Consider the following 21,330-nt stretch of genomic DNA (forward strand, 5'->3'; position numbering starts at 1 on the left):
GCGGCTCAGATCTGTTTCCCTTCATGCGGGAGGACCTGGAGCGTGGAACCGTGGGGGATGTGACGGACGTACAGACGGGTGTGGGTTTGCGGATTGTCGGGTTGAACGCGTTCCTACCGGGGTTCCGGTTGGTGCACGAGTTCGCGGAGCGGAACGGGCATGAGCTGGTGCTGGTGGTGACGCTGCCGGAGAGCGGGCGGTACGGCGAGAGCCGGCCGATGGTGACGGATCTCCCGGACCAGACGAACGTACTGATCACACGGAAGCTCCGGACCGTGGCCGCGCCGGTGATCGACGCGCTGCGACCGGACGTGATCATCTCGGCCGCGTTCCCCCGGCTGATTCCGGCGGAGATCCTGGACCTTCCGAAGTACGGCGCGATCAACTGCCACCCGTCACCGCTGCCGGCCGGGCGAGGTCCGACGCCGCAGCGGCTGATCTACGAGGGCGACGAACGGGTCGGCGCGACCGTGCACCGGACCGCGGCCGAGTTCGACACCGGCGCGATCCTCGCCCAGCGGATCGCACCGCTCCCCGAGGACCTGAACGGCACCGGGATCATGCAGGCCTGGCGCGAACTGCTCGGCCCGTGTCTGGACGAGGCGGTCCCGCGGCTCGTGGCCGGCGATCCGGGTGAGCCCCAGGATCCCGCCGCCGCGAGCGAGGCGCCGTTCTTCACCGACGAGGAGATGCTCCTCGACCTGACCGAGCCGTCCCACGTCGTACGGCGCAAGGCCGCGGCCCTCAACGTGACCTCACCCCAAGCCAGGGTCCAGCTCGCCGGCGCGACCCACGTCATCACCAGGACAGACGTCGTACGAACGCCGTCGGCCGCCGCCCCGGGCACGATCCTCGAGGAACACCGGGACGGCTGGACCGTGCAGACCGGCGATCTCCCGCTCCGCCTGAGCCGCTGAAGCAGTCCCCCTGAAGCCCCCCCCCGAAAACAGAAGGACCCCGGGAGATCCCGGGGTCCTTCTGGTGCTGAGTCGGCTCAGGCGTCGGCGCTCTGCTCCTCGAGCAGGTTGCGGCTCAGGTTGGGGTCAACCTGGACACCCGGTCCCATCGTGGTCGAGAAGACCGTCTTCTTGATGTAGCGGCCCTTGGAGCTGGCCGGCTTGAGCCGGAGGATCTCCTCGAGCGCGGCGCTGTAGTTCTCCACCAGCTGGGCCTCGTCGAACGACGCCTTGCCGATGATGAAGTGCAGGTTCGCGTGCCGGTCGACCCGGAACTCGATCTTGCCGCCCTTGATGTCGTTCACGGCCTTGACCACGTCCGGGGTCACCGTGCCGGTCTTCGGGTTCGGCATCAGACCACGCGGGCCGAGGACGCGGCCGAGCCGGCCGACCTTGCCCATCAGGTCAGGAGTCGCGACGACGGCGTCGAAGTCGAGCCAGCCGTCGGTCACCTTCTTGATCATGTCGTCGTCGCCGACGAAGTCGGCGCCGGCGGCCTTCGCGGCCTCGGCCTTCTCACCGGTGGCGAAGACGAGGACCCGTGCCGTCTTGCCAGTGCCGTGCGGAAGGTTGACGGTGCCGCGCACCATCTGGTCGGCCTTGCGGGGGTCGACCCCGAGGCGCATCGCGACGTCGACCGTCGAGTTGAACTTCTTGCCGCCGGCGGCCTCCTTGGCCAGCCGGACCGCCTCGAGCGGCGTGTACAAGTGGTCGAAGTCGATCTTGTCCGCGATCGCGCGGTAAGCCTTGCTGCGCTGTGCCATTGCGTTTCCTCTCTGGGATGTGGTCTCCGGGCGGCGCTTCGCCCTGCCACAACTGCGTGCTCGTGCTGCTCGTTCGTACGGCGGTCTGCCCGCCGGACTCACGTCGTACCGCTGAACGGACTCAGCCGTCGACGGTGACACCCATCGAACGGGCGGTGCCCTCGATGATCTTCATCGCGGCGTCGATGTCGCGGGCGTTCAGGTCCGGCATCTTGGTGGTGGCGATCTCGCGGACCTGGTCCTTGGTGATCTTGCCGACCTTGTCCTTGTGCGGGACCGGCGAGCCCTTCTGCAGACCGGCGGCCTTCTTGATCATCTCCGGCGCCGGCGGCGTCTTGGTGACGAAGGTGAAGGAGCGGTCTTCGTAAATGGTGATCTCGACCGGAATCACGTTGCCGCGCATGGATTCGGTCTGGGCGTTGTACGCCTTGCAGAACTCCATGATGTTGACGCCGTGCGGACCGAGCGCGGTACCGACCGGCGGTGCCGGCGTCGCGGCACCGGCCTGGAGCTGCACCTTGACCAGGGCAGCGATCTTCTTCTTGGGAGGCATTCTGTCGGGTCCTTAGACTTTCTGGATCTGGTTGAAGCTGAGTTCCACCGGGGTCTCCCGGCCGAAGATCTCCACCAGGGCCTTGATCCGCTGGGCCTCGGCATTGATCTCCGTGACTGTGGCGTGCAGGGTCGCGAACGGCCCGTCGACCACCATGACCGAGTCGCCCACACCGAAGTCGGCGACCTCGACCTTCTTCTTGGCCGCGGTCTTGGCGGGTGCGGCGCCGGCTTCGGCAGCCGCCTGCTCGGCCGCCGCCACGACGGCCGGAGCGAGCATCTTCTCCACCTCTTCGAGGCTGAGCGGGACCGGCTTCTGGCTGTTCCCGACGAAGCCGGTCACCGACGGCGTGTGCCGCACGGTCGACCAGGACTCGTCGGTCAGGTCCATCCGGACCAGCACGTAGCCGGGGAGCACCGTGCGCTTGACCATCCGGCGCTGCCCGTTCTTGATCTCGGCGACCTCTTCGGTCGGCACGATGATCTCGAAGATGTAGTCCTCCATGTTCAGGGAGTTGATCCGGTTCTCCAGGTTGCCCTTGACCCGGTTCTCCATCCCTGAGTACGTGTGCACCACGTACCAGTCGCCGATCTGCGAGCGCAGCCGGCTGCGCAGCTCCTCGAGCGGGTCGCCCGGCTCCTCCGGCTCGGCGTCCTCTTCGGCGACCTCGTCGTCCTCGGTCGCGGCGGCGGCCACGGCGAGCGCGTCCACATCGGCGTCGTCGTCGGCCTCGTCGCCGGCGTCCGGCGTAGCGGCGGCGTCGCTGGAGAAGACCAGCTCGTCGGCGGCGGCGGGCACCTCCTCGGTGCTCTCCGGCGCGGTCTCGGCGGTCTCCTCGGCCAGCTCCTCGGCGGCGTCCTCGACGTCGGCCTCGGTCACCACCTCGGGGGCCTCGGCCTCGTCGGCGGCGGCGACCACCACGACCGGCTCGTCGTCGGAGACGTCCTCGTCGGCCGGCGGCTCCTCGGCCTCGTCGTCGGCGGAGTACTCCTCGTCGTCCTCGTCATCGTCTTCGTCGACGTCGACGGCCTCGTCGTCGAGGTCCGCGAACGGGTCGTCGTCATCGTCGTCGTCACCGAACAGGTCGTCGTCGGTGGCGTTCTCGTCGAAGTCGAGATCGAGGTCGTCGTCGGAGTCAGCGGATACGTCGAACTCGTCCTCCAGGTCGAGGACCTCGTCGTCGCGCTCGGACACGTTGTACTCCGTCATCTGTGCATCGGGGTCTTGTCTGGCGTCGGGTCGGGCCGCGGCCCGGGACCTTGGCATTCGTGAGCGGCCGGAAACCTCAGCCGAAGATCTTGAACATCGCCCAGCCGAAGGCGAGGTCGAGGACCGAGACGATCGCGATGACGAACACCACGAAGGTCAGGACGACCACGAAGTAGGTGGACAGCTGCTTGCGAGTCGGCCAGACGACCTTGCGGAGCTCGGCAACCACCTGGCGGTAGAAGCGCAGCAGGCCCCTGCCCTGCTTGCCTTCCGCAGGCTTGCCGGCGCCGGACGGTGCCGGGGTGCGCGTCTCCGTCACGACCTACCTCTTTCGCTAGCGGCGGCCTGACCGGCCCTGCGCCGGTCAGGATTTGCAGGGCACGAGGGACTTGAACCCCCAACCTTCGGTTTTGGAGACCGATGCTCTGCCAGTTGAGCTAGTGCCCTCTGCAATCCTCCGGACGCCGCACGGGACCTGATCTCGGGCATGCCGGATCAGGGCCACCAACGCCCGGACTAGAAGAGTGTACGGGGTTCGAGCCACCTGGTCGAACTGAGGCTCCACCCGAACGACCCCTCAGCGGGCGCCGTACCGCGACCAGAACCATACAGCCTCCACCCGGTCCCAACGGACCACACCCCCAGCGTGTTCCCCGGATCACGGGAACTTCGCGGGCGGTACGGCGTACGCCTGGTGGTACCGCACCGCGGGGCGCGGCGGCCGGGTGCCAGGATGGGCGCATGGGTTCCAGGATCTCGGCGCGGATCGGCGCCATCAGTGAATCGGCGACGCTGGCGGTGGACAGCAGGGCCAAGGCCCTCAAGGCGGCCGGGCGCCCGGTGATCGGGTTCGGCGCCGGCGAACCGGACTTCCCGACGCCGGACTACATCGTCGAGGCGGCCGTCGCGGCCGCGCGGGACCCGAAGAACCACCGCTACACCCCGGCCGGGGGTCTGCCCGAGCTGAAGCAAGCGATCGTCGACAAGACCAGGCGCGACTCCGGCTACGAGATCGAGGCCGCCCAGGTCCTGGTCACGAACGGCGGCAAGCACGCGGTCTACAACACCTTCGCGACCCTGCTCGACCCCGGTGACGAGGTGCTGCTGCCGGCGCCGTACTGGACGACCTACCCGGAGACCATCCGGCTGGCCGGCGGCGTGCCGGTCGAGGTGCTCGCCGACGAGTCGCAGAACTACTGCGTCACGGTCGAGCAGCTCGAGGCGGCCCGGACCGAGAAGACCAAGGCCCTGCTGTTCTGCTCGCCGTCCAACCCGACCGGCGCGGTGGACAGCCCGGAGACCATCGCGGAGATCGGCCGCTGGGCGCTCGAGCACGACCTCTGGGTGATCACCGACGAGATCTACGAGCACCTGACGTACGGCGACGTGAAGTCGACCTCGATCCCGGTCGTGGTGCCGGAGCTGGCCGGCAAGACCGTCGTGCTCAACGGTGTCGCGAAGACGTACGCGATGACCGGCTGGCGGGTCGGCTGGATGATCGGCCCGAAGGACGTGATCAAGGCCGCGACCAACCTGCAGTCGCACCAGACCTCGAACGTCTGCAACGTGGCCCAGCGGGCCGCGATCGCCGCGCTGACCGGCGACCTGTCGGCGGTCGAGGAGATGAAGACGGCGTTCGACCGGCGCCGGCAGACCATGGTCCGGCTGCTGAACGAGATCCCCGGCATCGAGTGCCCCGAGCCGACCGGCGCGTTCTACGCGTACCCGTCGGTCAAGGGCGTGCTCGGCAAGGACATCAACGGGCGGACCCCGTCGACGTCGGCGGAACTGGCCGAGATCATCCTCGACGAGGCCGAGGTTGCCGTGGTGCCCGGCGAGGCTTTCGGCGCCCCCGGATACCTCCGGCTGTCCTACGCCCTCGGCGACGCGGACCTGGCCGAGGGAGTCGGCCGGATCGCGAAGTTGCTGAGCTGATTTCTCTCGACGGGTGGGGGCTCGGTAACCTTCGGTAATGACGCAGCGGGATCTGCGGGTGCTGCCGAAGACACACCTGCATCTGCACTTCTCCGGGTCGATGCGGCACCTGACCCTGGTCGAGCTGGCGGACAAGCACGGCGTCCGGCTGCCCGATGCGCTGCGCACCGACTGGCCGCCGGAGTTGTCGGCGGCCGACGAGCGCGGGTGGTTCCGGTTCCAGCGGCTCTACGACATCGCGCGCTCGGTGCTGCGCACGGAGGACGACGTACGGCGTCTGGTCCGCGAGGCGGCCGAGGACGACCGGGCCGACGGCTCCCGCTGGCTGGAGATCCAGGTCGACCCGTCCGGGTACGCGAACCGCTTCCACGGGATCACCGAGTTCACCGACCTGGTCCTGGACGCGGCCCGGGACGCGGCGGCCAGCACAGGGATCGCCGTACAGGTGATCATCGCGGCCAACCGGACTCGGCATCCCCTCGACGCGAGGACGCTGGCCCGGCTGGCAGCGCAGTACGTCGGCCGTGGTGTGGTCGGGTTCGGCCTGTCGAACGATGAGCGCCGGGGTACGACGTCCGAGTTCGCACCAGCCTTCCGGATCGCCCGGCACGCCGGGCTGCTGTCCACCCCGCACGGTGGTGAGCTGTGCGGCCCGGCGACCGTTCGGACCTGCCTGGACGAGCTGGAAGCCGGTCGCATCGGCCATGGCGTGCGTTCGGTCGAGGACCCGGATCTGTTGAGGCGAGTGGTCGACGCACAGGTCGCACTGGAGGTCTGCCCGGCGTCCAACGTCTCCCTCGGCGTCTATCGCCGCCCAGAGGACGTGCCGCTCCGACAGCTCTATGAGGCCGGTGCGCGCATCGCCCTCGGCGCTGACGACCCGCTGCTGTTCGGCTCGCGCCTGGCCGAGCAGTACGAGACCGCCCGCACGGTCCACGGCTTCACCGACGAAGAGCTCGCCGACCTGGCCCGCGGCTCGGTCCTGGCCTCGACGGCCCCACCCGAGGTCCAGAAGTCCCTGTTGGCCGACATCGACCAATGGCTCGGCACGCACGCCACAGTCCCCGCGTGAACTTCGACGTCGTCTACCTGGCCCGCCACGGCCAGACCGAGTGGAACACCGTCGGCCGCCGCCAGGGCCGCCTGGACTCACCACTGACACCTCATGGCGTCCTGCAGGCCCAGCGGAACGCCGACCTCCTGAGCAACCACGGGATCGACGCCGTGTTCACCAGTCCCCTCCCGCGAGCTCGCCGTACCGCGGAGATCCTGACGCCGGCCTTGCCGGTGGAGGTCCTCGACGACCTGGCCGAGGTCGACCACGGCGCGTGGTCCGGACTGACGTCTGCTGAGATCGACTCCGGCTGGCCGGGCTTGCGCGCGGCGCGCGAGCGGGACAAGTACGCGTTCCGCTTTCCTGACGGTGAGAGTTATGCGGATGCCGACGTACGGGCCGGACGGGCGCTGGCGGAGATCGGCCGGCGGGGCGCGCGGCGGCCCTTGGTGGTGTCGCACGAGATGATCGGGCGGATGTTGCTCAAGCAACTAGGCGTAGCGGATGCGCTACAGCTCGGTCAACCGTCCGATGTGGTCTACCGGGTCGGCTCCGGCGGCGCGCTGGATCGGCTGACGACGGCAAAATAAGTGCCGGCTCGGTTCCTCGGCAGGGCATTGTCCGGGCACCTGAGCGCGCCGTACTTTTCATGCATGACGCCGACCAAGATCCTGCTGCCAGAGGACGAACTACCGACCCGTTGGTACAACGTGCTGCACGATCTGCCGACGCCGCCACCGCCGGTGCTGCACCCCGGGACCGGACAACCGATAGGGCCCGATGACCTGACGCCGCTGTTCCCGATGGACCTGATCCTGCAAGAGGTGTCGCAGGACCAGTACATCGACATCCCGGGCGAAGTGCTCGACGTGTATCGGCTGTGGCGCCCGAGCCCGCTCTACCGCGCGCACCGACTGGAGAAGGCGCTCGATACCCCGGCGCGGATCTACTACAAGTACGAAGGCGTCTCCCCCGCGGGCTCACACAAACCGAACACGGCCGTCCCACAGGCCTACTACAACGCGAAGTCCGGGGTCCGGAAGCTCACCACCGAGACCGGTGCCGGCCAATGGGGCACGGCGCTCGCGTTCGCCTGCGCGCAGTACGGGCTTGACTGCGAGGTGTGGCAGGTGCGGGCGTCGTACGACCAGAAGCCGTACCGCCGGACGATGATGGAGGTCTTCGGCGCGACCGTGCATCCGAGCCCGTCGGAGCTGACGGCGGCCGGCCGGAAGATCCTGGCCGGGGACCCGGACTCCCCCGGCTCTCTCGGCATCGCGATCAGCGAGGCGGTCGAGGCCGCGGTCCAGGACCCCGAGGTGCACTACGCGCTCGGCTCCGTGCTCAACCACGTGCTGCTGCACCAGACGATCATCGGCGAGGAGGCGCTGATCCAGCTCGCCATGGCCGGCGAGACGCCCGACCTCCTGGTCGGCTGCACCGGCGGCGGATCGAACTTCGGCGGCCTCGCGTTCCCGTTCCTGCGTGAGCGCTGGGCCGGCCGGATGGCTCCCGTCGTCCGGGCGGTCGAGCCGGCCGCGTGCCCGTCGCTGACCCAGGGGACGTATGCGTACGACTTCGGCGACACGATCGGGATGACGCCGCTGATGAAGATGCACACCCTCGGCCACGACTTCGTCCCCGACCCGATCCACGCCGGCGGCCTGCGGTACCACGGCATGAGCCCGCTGATCAGCCACCTCTACGAGACCGGCGAGATCGAGGCGGTCGCCAAACAGCAGTCCGAGTGCTTCGCGGCCGGCCTGCAGTTCGCCCGGACCGAGGGCATCGTGCCCGCGCCCGAGCCGACCCATGCCCTCGCCGCCGCGATCGAGGAAGCCCAACGCTGCAAGGAATCCGGCGAGGAGAAGGTCATCCTCACCGCCCTCTGCGGCCACGGCCACCTGGATCTGGCGGCTTACGACGCCTACCTCACCGGCCAGATGACCGACCGCTCCTGGGACGACGCCGACATCCAGTCCGCCGTCTCCCAAGCACTCTCCCGGCTTCCAGCCCTCAGCTGACCGCTCCAGGTCCGGCTGCGCCCGTCACGTTGAGGAGGGAACGTGACGGGCGGGCCGACCGCTACCGCCCGCCGCGTTTCCACCACGGTTTGGGCCGCTTCGCCACGGCCGCCAACCAGTCCTCCGGGACCGCCCATCCCCTGCTCACCAAGGCATCGAAGTACGCCGCCTTCAGGCTGTCCGGCAACCAGTAGGTCGCCTTGTGCGGGCCGGCCGCTTCGAAGTACGTCGTATGGTGCCGGGCGCTCCAGACCGTGGCCTGGGTGGAGCTGTAGGCGAGGCGCACGTAGTCCCACCGTGCCTGCTCGTCATCCATGTCGAACGCCCGCTCGACCACCCGCTTGTTCTCGCGCGGCTCTCGCTCGATCTCTTCGAGCAACTGCTGTACGAGAGCCCGGTCGTCCGTCATGCCGTCGGGCAGGCGCAAGCCGACCGGGTCCAGCACGACGGCACCCAACCGCGGCCGTGCCACCTCGAGAAACACCTCCAGCAACGCGAATCCCTCTTCGGCCCGCTCGAACCGGTCCAGCTCGGCGCGCAGCGTCGTAATGGCTTCCTCAGGCACGCGGCCACTCTAATCTGGCCGGGCCTGCCCTCATCTGCCCCGGCCTGCCCCGCGCGATCACGCTCAGCGAGCGCTCGTCCATCGCCCCAAAGGCCGCGAGATGGCCCCGACGCGCCCTGACCGGCGGCCCGAAAGCCCTTCCAGCGTTGGAAATCCGGGGCAGCCCGGGGCAGTTCGGGGCATCGTGGGGCAGCTCGTCCACAGGGGCGATTTTCGTGGTCGCAGAGGGTGTTCGGACACCTACAGTGGCGGCCATGTCAGAGGCCAACGAGTTGTTGCGCGCCGCGCGGGAGCGCACGCCGTCGCGCCGCGCGCCGGGCGAACACTTGTCCCGGGCGGAGCTCGCCGAGGCGGTCTGCGCGTGGTTGTGGGACACCACCGAAGTCAGGTACGAGCTGGACGGCCACTACATCGCCAAGCTGGAACGAGGCGCCGTCCGCTGGCCGGGCGCGGCGTACCGCTCCGGCCTGCGATACGTCCTGAATGTTGCCTCGGACAACGAGCTCGGCTTCAGCCCGCCGCCCGGCGTGGTCGCGGCCGAGCCGGACCTGACGCTGCCGACGACGGTCGGGCTCGACGACGACGTGATGGACGCCGGCGACGAATCGATCGCGTTGCTCACGTTCGCCGAGGAGTCCAACGTCGGCGACCTCACCGTCGAGCAACTGCACGCCGACATCCTCCGCATCGCCCAGAGCTACCTCCGCACGCCGACCAGACCACTGTTCGTCCGCAGCCGTTCCATCCGCGACCGCGCGTTCCGGCTGCTGGCCGGCCGGCAGTCGCCCAAGCAGTCCCGCGACCTCTACGCGGCGGCCGGCTGGTCGATCACCTTGCTGGCCTGGATGTCGGTCGACCTCGGCCGTCCGGATGTCGCCGAGCGGCACACCCGCACGGCGTGGGCGTGCGCCGAGGCTGCCGATCACGACGTACTGCGGGGTTGGATCCGCGCCACCCAGCACACCGCCGCCTTCTGGCAGGACGACTTCGACAGCGCGGCGGCGTACGCACAGGACGGCTTGCGCTACGCCGCCGGCACGTCAGCCCTGTTCCTCGCCAGCGCGGCCGCGGTCGACCTCGCCCGATCCGGACGGGTGGACGACGCCCGCGATGCGCTCGGCCAGGCTAGGCGATTGGACGTCACCGCGGCGGAGTCCGAGCCAGGCGGCCCCTTCCTCTGTACGCCGGAACGCGCCGAAGGCATCTGGTCCGACGCGTACCTGGCGCTCGGCGAAGCCCGGCACACGCTCGGCCACGCGGATCGCGCCGTCGCGATGTTCGAGGCAGCGCCCCACCTGCTCAGGAACTTCGGCTCCGAGCGCATGGTCCGGCTGCAGCAGGCCAAGGCACGGCTGGCGCTCGGCCAGCTCGACGGCGCCGCCGAGACCCTCGAGCCGGTCCTCAGCACACCCCTGGAGTACCGGGTTCGCCCACTGATCCATCGCATCAGCGAGGTCGCGGCCCTCACCGCGCCGTACGCACGAAGCCCACAGGGCCGCCAGATCCGCGAGCGCATCCGCGACTTCACCCAGCACCCCGACCTCCCCGCCCGACCACCACCCGCCGCCGCAAGCCGAAACCCCGGCAACCCAACGAACCCACAGCCGAAACAGCACCGCCAGGCACCCGACGCACGGACCCCGGCCGGGCGGAAGAGCAAGGAGCCGATCCCCGCCGACACGAGTCCCGCGGATCTGACGACGACCGGACCGAGGCGGGGCCGGCTCGCTGGGCGGCGGGCTGATGGTGTGCCGCGCTACTGAGAGGAGCAGTTGCATGGTCGACCAAGTCCGCGACCACTGGTACTGGCGGCCCGGCTGGAGTGCCGGCCGCTCGTTCTACACCTGGCACATCACCTTCCAGAACGACGCCGTGCTCAGCGACCTGCATACGGCCTACCGACCGTTGGTCAGGTCGCTGCCCGGTCTGACTCCGGTTCCGGCGCAGTGGCTGCATCTGACCATGCAGGGCGTGGGTTTCGCCGACAAGGTCACCCAGGAGGACCTGGACCCGATCGTCGAGGCCGCCCAGCGCCGGCTCGAGCCCATGCACACCTTCGACGTCCGGATCGGTCCCGCTGTCGTCGACCCTGAAAGCCTCCAACTGCCGGTCCAGCCCGTCGACCGTCTGCGCCGCCTCCGCGCCCAGCTCCGTGGTGCGATCACCGACGTCTGGGGCCGCGACTCCGTGCCCGCGCTCCCGGAGCTCGATCCACACATCTCCCTCGGCTACTGGAACCGGGCCGCCGACGCCGCACCCCTCAAGAAGCACCTGGCCGCACTGGGCGGCGAGGTCGCCAAGACCGAGATCACCCACGCCAGCCTGATCAACCTCAACCGGGACCACCACTGCTACGAGTGGACGACCTACGCCACTGTGCGCCTGGGCGTCTCACCGCATTTCTGACCAGGAGAACGTCCGTGACAGAGAAGGCTTCACCGGCCCTCGCCGACAGTTCGGCCGCCGGTGTGATCCGGGCGCTGCTCGATTTCCGCAGCGTCTGGACCACCCACGACCTCGTCGCCCTCAGCCGGGTCCCCGCGCCGACGATCCACCGCGTCGTCGGCTGCCTCGAGCAGGAGAAACTCGTCACGCGCACCGCCGGCGCCGTCGTCGCCGTACCCGACTGGATCGCCCTGCTGCACCGCTGGAGCCAAGGCTTCCGCTTCAGCCGCGAGAACACCGTCACCCGATGGCAGGCCGTCGGCGGAGTCCAAGCGCTGGCCGGCCGAATCCCGGCCACAACCTTGCCGTACGCCGTCACCGGCCTCTTCGCCGCACACCACTGGGCCCCCACCACCCCAGCCACCACCATGTCGATCTACACCCCCGACCCCCACGCGGCCGCCGAGACGTGGAACCTCATCCCCGCCAGCAGCGGCGACGTCGCACTCGCGACCCCCTCCACCGACGTCGTCTACACCCGCCCCCGCAAGACCCCAGCCGGCCTCCGCCTGGCAGCCCCCGCCCAAGTCCTCACCGACCTCCTCACCGGCGCAGCCTCAACCCCGACCCCCGCGGACCACCTCCTCACCTGGATGCAATCCCACGAACTCCAATGGCGCTACTGAACGGTGCCCACCAGCCTCCTGATCGGCGGAGATGCCGGGGTGAGCGTCCCCGGCTGTCCCCAGCCGAACGATCAGGTCACCCAAGCGATCGACGACCAGTGGGGTCAGGAGTAGGCGCGGATGGAGACGACGTGGGCTCGGGGGGCGCCGTTCGTGGTGTGGGCTGTCAGGCGGAGGTGGGTGATGGGGGTTGGGGTGGAGAGGTGGTGGCGGTTGGTTCGGTGGTGGTTGGCGGCGATGGTGGCGATCGGGTGCCAGGGCGCGGTGCCGTTGCGGGCTTCGAGGGTGTAGGTGGCGAGGAGGGTCGGGAGGGTGTCGAAGGGGGTGCGGTGGTGATGGAGATTGATGAGGTCCTCGTTGACGTCGTCGTCGAGGACAACGACGACCTCCGAGATCTCCACCGGGGTGGGCCAGGTGAGTTCGATCCAGGGCGACGGGTCCCAGGCGAGGTCTTCGGAGGACCAGAGGTTGGGGCCGCCGTACGGGCGGGCGTAGCCGCCGATCACGTTGCTGGGGGCGTACGCCGCGGTCTCGCCGAGGCGGAGGCAGAGACCGGAGCGGGGAAGGATGTGCTTCCACGGACGGAACTGCTCGGTCCACTGCTCGTCGGGCGCCGGCTCGCGGTGGGCCAGGACGAGCGTGCCGGGGAGCGCGGTCCCGGCGGTGTGGACCGAGATGGCCAGGGTCTTCCGCAGTACGACGATCGCGTTCGCGGGCCGGGCAGGTCGCCAGGTCAGCGGAATGTGGACCCACCGCTTCTCGCCGGCCGGGACGTCCACCGTGCAGGCGTCCACCAGCGCCGACGGCAGGTAGTTCTGTGGCTTGACCGGATCATGCAGCTCGACGGTGAGCGTGCCACCGGTCGAGTCGACCAGCAACTCCAACCCGTCCACCGACGGAAGGATCATCGCGATATCGGTTGTCAATGGCAACGTCCCGGAGGAGACCTCGACCGCCGGCCGGTTCAGCGTCGACGACGCAGTGACAGACGCGGACAGGGCAAGGTTCGCCGCGTCGTCATCGGCGACACCCAGGACCGAGGCATCGGCCCGCGTCAGCGCGGTCCGCATCAGGTCGAAGCGATCCCGGGCCAGCTCCCGCGGCGTCAACCCGTTGCGCAGGGCAACGGACGCACCGATCCCGACGGCCTCTCCCAGAACCGCACAGGTCGCCATCACCCGCGTCGTACCGAAGGCTACGTGACTCGCCGAGATGTTGCGTCCGGCCATCCACAGGTTCTCGACGTTCCGCGAGTACAGGGATCGCAGCGGGATGTGGTAGTTCCCATCCGGATGCCAGTGCTTCGATCCGCGCTCGGCGGCATAGACGCCACCGGGCGGATGCAGATCGATCGACCATCCGCCGAACGCCACCCGGTCCTCGAACTCGACCTGGCCGAGTACCTCGTGCTGCGTCAGCACGTGATCACCGAGGAAACGCCGGTACTCGCGCTTCCCCGGCACCGACCCGACCCACTCCAAGGTCAGGTTGTCCGCGTCGAAGTGACCGGAGTTCTTGATGTGGTCCCAGATCCCGTAGACCACGGCCTGCAGCTCGTCCCGGATCCGTTCGTTGTCGTCGACGACGTCCAGCTCGCCGCCCCACTCGATCCACCAGTAGGCGCACCCGTTCAGGTCGGTCCGGATGATCCGCCGCTCCGGGATGGCCGTCTCGGTGATGTCGCGCGCGAAGGACGGGGGCTCGAACCGCACCGGCTCACCGGCGTCCTTGGAGTAGAACAGGATCGTGCTCCCGAGCGTGTTCCCGTCCGGGACCTCGGGTGCCCACGATTCGTCGTACGCCGAGCGCGGCTCTCGCCCGGTCCGGTAGTCAGCCCCCGCGAGCAGGCCGACCAGCCCGTCGCCCGAGCAGTCGGCGAAGACCGGGCTGACGAACCGGATCTCCTTCTCCGACCCCATCTGCCACCCGGTGACCGATCGGATCACGCCGTCGGACACGTCCACGGTCCGAACGTCGGTGTTCAGGTACAGGGAGATCCGGGGCTCCGCGCGTACCGCCTCGAGCAGCACGAGATCCCAGTAGTACGGGTTCCCGAGCGGATTCCGGTACTGGTTCTCGACGAACAGCTCGCCCATGATCCCGGTCTCGCGGGCGAAGTGCTGGACGCCGTGCGCGGTCGCCCCACACACCCACACCCGCACCTCGCTGGAGGAGTTGCCGCCGAGCACCGGCCGGTTCTGCACCAGCGCCACCGTGCTCCCCTGCCGGGCGGCGCCGATCGCCGCGCAGATGCCCGCGAGGCCTCCGCCGACGACGGTCAGATCGGTCTGGACGTCGAGCTGCTGCATACAGAAACCCTTCAGGTATCAGGTTGAATGACGGCGTCCGGACGGACGACGGGCTGCCCCGGTCCGTTCGGGTGGTTCGCGGTGAGGTGGTCGGGGACTCGCTGGGCGACCAGCACGAACAGCAGGCCGGCCGTGAGTACGTCGCTGGCCCGGCCCGCGAAGAACTCGGTCCACGTGGTCCCGTTCGGCGTACCGGTGTCGAACACCACCTCCGCGGCTCGCCCGATCGGCGAGTCGACGACCCCGGTGATCGCGACGGTCAGCGCGCCCTCGCCGGCCGAACGCTGGATGAACTCGAGCGAGGTCGCGTCGTTGCCGGACCGGGTGATGGTCAACGCCACGTCGCCGGACCCCAGCAACCCGGCGCCGATCTGCGACGACTGCGGGCCGTCGAAGAACCACACCGGGATCCCGATCCGCAGCAACCGGATGTAGAGCTCGCGCGCCGGGATCGCGTCGCCCCACTCGCCGTAGATATGAGTACGCCGTGCGCCCGCGATGGCATCCGCGACCCGGGTGGCCGCGGCCAGGTCGATCGCGGCCAGGGCGTTGCGCAGTGCGTTGGCCTGGGTGGATGCCAGCACGTTGAGCACCTGCTCGGGCGGATCCGCCGGGCCGATCGCCAGGCCGATGTCGCTCGCCCAGCCCGCCTCCTGGCCGCGGCCGACCTCCATCGCCAGCGCTGCGCGCAACGCGGGGTAGCCGGCGAACCCGAGGTGCGTTGACAGCCGGGTCACCGTCGCGGCCGAGGTCTGGGCGGCCTCGGCCAGCTTGGTGATCGACCCGCGCGCGACCTCGTCCGGGTTCGCCAGGATGTGCTCGGCGACCCGCAGCATCGCGCCGTTCAGCTCCGGTTGCGCGCGCTTGACCAGCTGCAACGGGCTCGGGCTGTCCGCTCTCTCCATGTCTGCCATCCCGTTATCGTCACGTATAGACGAACTGGGCACTCGCCACACCGTCGGTGTCGCTCACCACCCGCACCCAGTGCGCACTGAATCCGGGCGGGAACACGTGCGTCCGGACCTGCCCCGGTTCGACCCTGATCGACTCCACCGCGCCGAACCGCCCGTGTCCGTGGAAGTCGATCTCCACGGTGATCGTCAGCGGCTGCTCAGAAAAGTTCTCCAGGTGCAGGCACTTCCCGTCGAAGCCCGTCATCAGGTACGGATCCGACGGCACCGCGGCCTCCACCGGTGTCTCCCACCACGGCCCGCCCCAACCGGCCGGCTTGCCGAAGCTCCACAGGTCGTCGGTCTTCCCGAACCACAACCCGGATTGTGGTTCCGCGGTGGTCGGGTTGAGGCCGTGACTCGGCGAGGCATTGTCCGCGCCGGCCACGAGCATCCCGCGCCACGAGCAGAAGTCGCCGAGCACCCAGAGGTGTGTCGAGATCGGCCGCACGCCCCAGATCCGGCCGCCGTACGCCCAGGGCGACAGCTCGTAGAACATGCCGTGATGGTCGAGCAGCAGCCGCTCGTGCTCGACCTCCCGGATCCGCGGCCACTCGGTCTGCCACTTGTGGTCGAAACAGTGCGACGCCTTGGGCAACCGGTACCGCGTCCACTGCTGGTCGGCCTCGGTGAACACCTCGAGGATCGCCGACGCCCGGTCCCAGCCGGCCGCGAAGATCGTCCCGCCGAACTCGTGCCGTCCACCGATCGCGGTGAACGGGTCGTCCCGCAGTACCTTCCAGGACCGACCGTCGTACTCCGCCAACCGGCCGCGCGATCGTACGCCGGCCCACTCGGGTTCGGCGTACTCGTTGGAGCAGACGACGAGGCGGCCGAACGACGTGTAGCAGTCCTTGTAGTGGACCTTCATCTCGCCGTCGGTGCCGAGCTCGTCGTTGAGGTCGAACAGCTGCCGGCATTCGTACGTCGTGAGGTCGAGCTCGAGCAGCTCGCCTTCCATCGCGAGTACGTAGACATGAGTGTCCGGTTTCGTCAGGTGTCGCGACGTACCGCAGACTCGCAGGGGCTGCAGTTCCGGGATCGTGACGATCTTGTGGTCGGCGCTGATCACGTGCGGTCCGAGGACCAGTTGCGAGGTCGGGAAGTGCACGAACCGGTTGGTGTAGGTGCCGTCCACGCCGAGCGTCTCCGCGACGATCTCCATCGACAGGTCGGCGTCGACCCTGCGGAGGCTGACGCCGGCCCCGGACGGCGCCTTGTGGGAGTTGTAGTTCTGGACGTAGAGCTTCCCGTTCCACGGCATCAGCGAACCGACGCCGAGCTCGCTGCGCGGCGGACCGAAGTCGCCGATCTGCGCGAGATGCGGGAAGACACCTGAGACGTTCTGCATCATTTGATCCCTGTGTGAGTCATGGCGGCGATGAACCGGCGTTGCAGGACGACGAAGACGATCAGCACCGGCACGATCGAGATCACCGAGGCGGCCATCGTCAGGCCGGGGGCGATCTGGCCCTGCTCGTCGACGAAGTTGGTCAGGCTGAGCGGCAGCGTGTACCGGTCCGGGTTGCTGATCAGCACCAGCGGGGTCTCGTAGTCGTTCCACGACCAGACGAACGCCAGGATGCCGAGCGCGCTCATCACCGGTGTTGCCAACGGAAAGTAGATCCGGGTGAACACCCGCCACTCGTTCGCGCCGTCCATCCGGGCCGCCTCGGCGAACTCGGCCGGCTGGCTGACGAAGAACTGGCGCATCAGGAACGTCCCGAGCACGGTGAACATCCCGGGCAGGATCAGCGCCCACAGCGTGTCGTACAGCCCGAGCTTCTGGAAGTAGATGAACCGCGGAACCAGCAGCAACTGCGCCGGGATGATCGCGGTCGCCAGGTACAGCAGGAACAACTTGTCCCGGCCCTTGAACGACATCCGCGCGAACGCGTAGCCGGCCATGGTCGCGGTGATGAGCTCGCCGGCCACCCGCAGGAGGGCGACGAAGACCGAGCGACCGAAGGCCGGCAGCACCGAGGTCGCCCCGCTCAGGACGGTGGTGAAGTTGTCCCACTGGAACGGGTCCGGGATCCACTGCGTCGGGATCTTGTAGGCGTCGACATCCGGCTTCAGCGCCGTCGAGATCATCCACGCGAACGGCGCGAGGAACGCGATCGCCAGGATCCACAAGGGGATGCCCCACAGCCATTTCTTACTCATGGAGAGCTCTCCCTCTCTGCGCGCGCCAGGTCACCAGGGTCAGCGCGAGGACGCCGATGAACGTGACCAGGCCGATCGCCGACGCGTAGCCGAACCGGTAGAACTGGAAGCCCGTCTGGTACATGTAGTAGGAGATCGTCGTGGTCGCGTCGCCCGGACCACCGGCGGTGATCAGCGCGATCAGCCCGAAGCCCTGCGAGGCCCCGATGATCAGCGTGACCAGCAGGAAGATCGTTGTCGGCAGCAACGACGGCCAGGTGATCACGCGGAACTTCGCCCACGCCGAGGCACCGTCGATGTCGGCTGCCTCGTACAGCTGCCGCGGCGCGTCCTGCAGCGCGGACAGGTAGATCAGCGAGCAGTAGCCGACTCCGCCCCACACCGCCATCACGATCAGCGCCGGCAGCGCCCAGTGCGACGACGCGAACCAGGCCGGCTGGATCCCGAAGACGTCCAGGACCTGGTTGACCAGGCCGGCCTTCGGGTTCATCAGCATCAGCCAGGTCATGCCGATCGCGACCACGTTGACGATGTACGGGAGGAAGAAGACCGCCCGGAGTACGGCGCGTCCCGGGAGCGGCCGGTTGAGGGCGATGCCGAGTGCGAGTCCGAGTACGACGGTCAGTGGGACGGACACCCCGACGTACACGAGGGTCAGACCGGCCGCCCGCCAGAACCCGGGGTCACGGGCGATCGCGGCGAAGTTGTCCAGGCCGGTGAACGTGATGCCGCCGAGGCCGGACACCAGGTTCCAGTCGGTGAAGGCGAGCACGATCACGCTGATCAGCGGGATCAGGGTGAACGCGATCACGCCGAGCAGGTTCGGCGCGATGAACAGGAAGCCGATCCAGCCGCGCGGCTTGATCCCGGGCGCCTTCTCGGTCCGGACCGCCGAGGCGGCCGCGACGGTGACGGTGGCCATCAGGGCCTCCTCTGGTTGCGGGCGATCGCGGCGTCGGCGACCCGGCGTACCTCACGGATCGCGGCTTTCGCATCCTTCTCGCCGAGCAGGCAGAGATCGCGCTGCTGCTTCACGGCGAGGCTGATCTCGGGGAAACCGGTCAGCCGGGTGTCGGTGGCGAGCTTGGGCTCGGCGTCCAGGACGACGCGGTGGAACGAGTCGACGTCGAAGTACTTGTCCGGCTCCTTGCCGAGCATGCCGGTGATCACCTGGTCGTCGGTGACGTTGCCGAGGGTCGGCAGCTTGCCGGCCTTGAGCATCGGTGTGGATCCCTCGGTCAGCCAGAACTTCACGAACGCCCAGGCCGCCTCGAACTTCGGCGACTTCGCGTTGACCATGATGAAGTTGCTGTAGCTGCCGCCGTTCCAGTCCTTGCCGTCGACGGTCGGCGGCGGGGCGAACGAGACCTTGAAGTCGTGCGGGTACTTCTTCGGGTCGTACAGGTAGCGCAGGTTGAACGGCGCGGTCGGCCAGAGGTGGAACTCCTCGCCGAGGAACGAGTTCTGCTGGTACGCGTCCAGGTGCCGGGCGAGGATCTCGGTCTGCGGGAACGCGGACCCGTCCGCGATCATCTCCCGGGCGAGCCGGAAGCCCTGCTCGAAGTGCGGATCGCCGAAGTTCGAGTGATCGCCGTCGTACCAGTAGTTCGGGCCGAGCGCGATCCGGGCGACGTCCGGGACGGCGTACGCGCCGATGGTGTCCGCTGTCGTCAGCTTGCCGGCGATCGCGCGGAAGTCGTCGATCGTCCACTGCGTTGGCAGGTCGACGCCGGCCTGCTGGCGGAGCTTCTCGTTGAACAGGACGAAGTTCGGCTCGCGGGCCGTGGCGAGGGCCTTGATCTTGCCGTTCTCGGCGTACGCGCGAGGTTCGACGGTGTCGAGGAACGGCTTGAGTTCGGGGTCCCGGCTGACCCGATCGGTCAGGTCCGCCGCCAGTCCGGACCCGGCCCGCAACGCCATCGACGCCTGCGAGTAGGTGAAGTACACGTCGATGTCGAGCCCGCCCTGCAGCGCGGTGTCCAACTTGAGGTTGCCGCGGGCGTCGTTCACGAACCGGGTGTAGTTCACCTTGTACTGCGGATACTTCTGCTGGAACGCCTTCACAACATCGGCCGGCCCGGACGCGGCCGGCACGCCACCCCAGACCTGCAGCACGCTCGACCGCTCCCCCGCGCCCTGTGAACACCCCGGCACCACCGCCGCCGCAGCCGCCGCGCCGAGCCCGGCGAGCACATCCCGCCGCGAAAATCTTTTGCGCCTCACAACCCACCTCCCACCAGATTGCGCAAAAGATTAGCGACCCCAAGCGCCCCTGTGAACCCCACCTGCAAAACTTTTTCAGCGAAGAACAACCCACGCGTGCGAGGGCCGGAGCTATCGCCGGGGTGTGCGGGCTTGTCGCCGGCGCCCTCGTCGCTCCGCTCCTCACCGCGCCCGCTCCGCGCGCTCGCACCCACCCCCGGCTCATCGCCGGTGCATCCATGCCGGCCGTCGCCGCCGGTTTGCGGGCTGCCGCCCGCGATGCCCGGCTAACGCCGGGGGCCGGGCCATCGCCCGGGTTCGCGGCTACCGCCGCGGGTGTGCAGGCTTGTCGCCCGCGGCCGACTGCATGGTCGGTGTCCGTGGGGTGGGGACTGTGGAGACGGGCATGTGCCGCGCCGCGGGTTGGGGGCTGTCGCCCATGGGTGACTGCCTGCCGGCGCCCTTGGTTGTGGCGGCTCGGTGATGGGGACTACACCTGCCGCCCGCACGAGCGAGCCGTCACCGTACCGATGAACGGGAGGTGGTACCCCCGGGCTCCAAGGTTCCCGCCGGGACACGCCTTCCAGGGTGATCGAACCGGCACTACTACCCGTTCCTCGGTACGCCGATCCGCTGGGCGACCGCGCTCTCGGTTGTCGCCAGCACCCATTGGGGATCGCCGATCACCTGCTGGTAGGTGAACCGGAGGACGAGCCAGCCGGCCGCGATGAGTTCGTCGTACCGGCGACAGTCGGCGGCGAACTTCCCGGCCGAACCGTGGAACTCGTACCCCTCGGCCTCCAGAGCAACCCGTGCCGCACGGTGCCCGAGATCCACTCGGACACGGGATCCGCCGGTGTCCACCAGCACCTGTGGTTCGAACCCCGCGGTCCCGGCCGTCACCAGCAGGCTCCGCAGCATTGACTCGAGGAAGCTCTCGGAGCGTCCGGTGGCCGCGGCTGCGACGCGCATTGCGTTCGGCCGACCCGGCCCGCGCATCCTCGCGGTGGTTGCTACTAGTTCGTCCTCGGTGAGCCGACCGGTCGCGAGTGCGGCGTCGGCCACGGCCAGCGCCTCGCCGAACGGAAGAATCCGGGCGCAGTCCAGCACTGTTCGCAGCAAGGAGGTCCGGCGTGCGCGGAGGTCGGTCGCCGGGAGATCAGCCCAGTGCAAGATCGCGGGTGGACCCGACTTGGCATTCCTGTTCGTCGGCAGGGTGACGTGCGGCTTCTCCGGGGATACGAGCAGCGGCAACCGCCAGACAAGGGCTGCACTCGTGTGCGACAGGACTCCGTCGTGGCCAATGGCCACCGCCAGATCCGGCCCCAGCCCGGGGAGTCCGTAGATCCCGCGAGTGAGCCGCTCGACGTCGCCCCGCCGGACTGCCGCCGCCAGCGCACGCCGGGACGTCGCCTGCACCAGCTCGGCGAAGGTGGCGAAGCCTCCCATCCGGGCCAGCACCTCCACGACGGACGCCATCCGAGCATCCTGCCTGCTAGCACCGATTCCCCGTCAGAGCTATCCACAGGTACCGACCGACGGGTAATAGTCCCCGGCTTACGCCCGGCAGGC

The 21,330-nt window shown here is 68.9% G+C and carries 20 protein-coding genes and 1 tRNA gene; 8 read left to right on the plus strand and 13 right to left on the minus strand.

What is annotated here, in order from left to right; all coding sequences use genetic code 11:
• Positions 1–23: 23 nt before the first annotated feature.
• The gene (locus ACZ6O0_RS22865; protein WP_465766967.1) at positions 24–917 is read left to right on the plus strand and encodes a methionyl-tRNA formyltransferase; all 894 of its coding nucleotides are present in this window, start codon (positions 24–26) and stop codon (positions 915–917) included.
• Positions 918–994: 77 nt separating this feature from the next.
• Here ACZ6O0_RS22865 and rplA read toward each other — a convergent pair whose 3' ends face one another.
• The 5 genes from rplA to ACZ6O0_RS22890 all read right to left on the minus strand — a co-directional run bounded on the left by rplA (position 995) and on the right by ACZ6O0_RS22890 (position 3,929).
• A complete protein-coding gene (gene rplA / locus ACZ6O0_RS22870; RefSeq protein ID WP_465766968.1) occupies positions 995–1,720 on the minus strand; it encodes a 50S ribosomal protein L1 in 726 nt (241 codons plus the stop codon).
• Positions 1,721–1,841: 121 nt separating this feature from the next.
• Positions 1,842–2,273, minus strand: coding sequence for a 50S ribosomal protein L11 (rplK, locus tag ACZ6O0_RS22875; RefSeq protein ID WP_465766969.1), 432 nt, complete (start codon positions 2,271–2,273; stop codon positions 1,842–1,844).
• Between the two features lie 12 nt (positions 2,274–2,285).
• A complete protein-coding gene (nusG, locus tag ACZ6O0_RS22880; RefSeq protein WP_465767075.1) occupies positions 2,286–3,194 on the minus strand; it encodes a transcription termination/antitermination protein NusG in 909 nt (302 codons plus the stop codon).
• Between the two features lie 364 nt (positions 3,195–3,558).
• Complete coding sequence (gene secE / locus ACZ6O0_RS22885) at positions 3,559–3,801, minus strand: preprotein translocase subunit SecE (protein WP_130384685.1); 243 nt, start codon at positions 3,799–3,801, stop codon at positions 3,559–3,561.
• Between the two features lie 55 nt (positions 3,802–3,856).
• A tRNA-Trp gene (locus ACZ6O0_RS22890) sits at positions 3,857–3,929 on the minus strand.
• Positions 3,930–4,223: 294 nt separating this feature from the next.
• Here ACZ6O0_RS22890 and ACZ6O0_RS22895 point away from each other — a divergent pair.
• The 4 genes from ACZ6O0_RS22895 (at position 4,224) to ACZ6O0_RS22910 (ending at position 8,495) form a co-directional block, all read left to right on the plus strand.
• The gene (locus ACZ6O0_RS22895; protein ID WP_465766970.1) at positions 4,224–5,417 is read left to right on the plus strand and encodes a pyridoxal phosphate-dependent aminotransferase; all 1,194 of its coding nucleotides are present in this window, start codon (positions 4,224–4,226) and stop codon (positions 5,415–5,417) included.
• Positions 5,418–5,454: 37 nt separating this feature from the next.
• Entirely contained in the window at positions 5,455–6,489 is a 1,035-nt protein-coding gene (locus tag ACZ6O0_RS22900) for an adenosine deaminase (protein WP_465766971.1), read from the plus strand.
• Positions 6,486–7,061 carry a histidine phosphatase family protein gene (locus tag ACZ6O0_RS22905; protein WP_465766972.1) on the plus strand — a complete coding sequence of 192 codons (576 nt, stop codon included), beginning with the start codon at positions 6,486–6,488 and terminating at the stop codon, positions 7,059–7,061. The genes ACZ6O0_RS22900 and ACZ6O0_RS22905 overlap by 4 nt, the downstream gene beginning before the upstream one ends.
• A gap of 63 nt (positions 7,062–7,124) precedes the next feature.
• Positions 7,125–8,495 carry a TrpB-like pyridoxal phosphate-dependent enzyme gene (locus ACZ6O0_RS22910; RefSeq protein WP_465766973.1) on the plus strand — a complete coding sequence of 457 codons (1,371 nt, stop codon included), beginning with the start codon at positions 7,125–7,127 and terminating at the stop codon, positions 8,493–8,495.
• A gap of 61 nt (positions 8,496–8,556) precedes the next feature.
• Here ACZ6O0_RS22910 and ACZ6O0_RS22915 read toward each other — a convergent pair whose 3' ends face one another.
• The gene (locus ACZ6O0_RS22915; protein WP_465766974.1) at positions 8,557–9,060 is read right to left on the minus strand and encodes a hypothetical protein; all 504 of its coding nucleotides are present in this window, start codon (positions 9,058–9,060) and stop codon (positions 8,557–8,559) included.
• A gap of 254 nt (positions 9,061–9,314) precedes the next feature.
• Between ACZ6O0_RS22915 and ACZ6O0_RS22920 the strand changes: the two genes are divergently transcribed.
• From ACZ6O0_RS22920 to ACZ6O0_RS22930, 3 genes are read left to right on the plus strand one after another with little or no spacing between them, the layout of a single operon-like run.
• Positions 9,315–10,823, plus strand: a complete 1,509-nt coding sequence (locus ACZ6O0_RS22920) for a hypothetical protein (protein ID WP_465766975.1) — start codon at positions 9,315–9,317, stop codon at positions 10,821–10,823.
• Positions 10,824–10,836: 13 nt separating this feature from the next.
• Positions 10,837–11,466: a 2'-5' RNA ligase family protein gene (locus ACZ6O0_RS22925; protein WP_465766976.1), complete on the plus strand. Its 630-nt coding sequence runs from the start codon at positions 10,837–10,839 to the stop codon at positions 11,464–11,466.
• A 14-nt stretch (positions 11,467–11,480) separates the two neighbouring features.
• Positions 11,481–12,131 (plus strand): hypothetical protein, encoded by a 651-nt coding sequence (locus ACZ6O0_RS22930; RefSeq protein ID WP_465766977.1) that lies wholly within the window; start codon positions 11,481–11,483, stop codon positions 12,129–12,131.
• A 104-nt stretch (positions 12,132–12,235) separates the two neighbouring features.
• Here ACZ6O0_RS22930 and ACZ6O0_RS22935 read toward each other — a convergent pair whose 3' ends face one another.
• From ACZ6O0_RS22935 to ACZ6O0_RS22965, 7 genes are all read right to left on the minus strand, one after another.
• Complete coding sequence (locus ACZ6O0_RS22935) at positions 12,236–14,440, minus strand: FAD-dependent oxidoreductase (RefSeq protein WP_465766978.1); 2,205 nt, start codon at positions 14,438–14,440, stop codon at positions 12,236–12,238.
• Positions 14,441–14,451: 11 nt separating this feature from the next.
• Positions 14,452–15,345: a MurR/RpiR family transcriptional regulator gene (locus tag ACZ6O0_RS22940; RefSeq protein WP_465766979.1), complete on the minus strand. Its 894-nt coding sequence runs from the start codon at positions 15,343–15,345 to the stop codon at positions 14,452–14,454.
• A 19-nt stretch (positions 15,346–15,364) separates the two neighbouring features.
• Positions 15,365–16,744 (minus strand): hypothetical protein, encoded by a 1,380-nt coding sequence (locus ACZ6O0_RS22945; RefSeq protein WP_465766980.1) that lies wholly within the window; start codon positions 16,742–16,744, stop codon positions 15,365–15,367.
• Positions 16,741–17,556: a carbohydrate ABC transporter permease gene (locus ACZ6O0_RS22950; protein WP_465766981.1), complete on the minus strand. Its 816-nt coding sequence runs from the start codon at positions 17,554–17,556 to the stop codon at positions 16,741–16,743. Before ACZ6O0_RS22950 ends, ACZ6O0_RS22945 begins: the two co-directional genes overlap by 4 nt.
• Entirely contained in the window at positions 17,549–18,478 is a 930-nt protein-coding gene (locus ACZ6O0_RS22955) for a carbohydrate ABC transporter permease (RefSeq protein ID WP_465766982.1), read from the minus strand. Before ACZ6O0_RS22955 ends, ACZ6O0_RS22950 begins: the two co-directional genes overlap by 8 nt.
• Positions 18,478–19,779, minus strand: coding sequence for an ABC transporter substrate-binding protein (locus tag ACZ6O0_RS22960; protein ID WP_465766983.1), 1,302 nt, complete (start codon positions 19,777–19,779; stop codon positions 18,478–18,480). The genes ACZ6O0_RS22955 and ACZ6O0_RS22960 overlap by 1 nt, the downstream gene beginning before the upstream one ends.
• Before the next feature lie 585 nt (positions 19,780–20,364).
• Entirely contained in the window at positions 20,365–21,237 is an 873-nt protein-coding gene (locus ACZ6O0_RS22965; protein ID WP_465766984.1) for a DUF559 domain-containing protein, read from the minus strand.
• Positions 21,238–21,330: the final 93 nt, after the last annotated feature.

The sequence above is a fragment of the Kribbella sp. NPDC048837 genome (assembly GCF_055586945.1).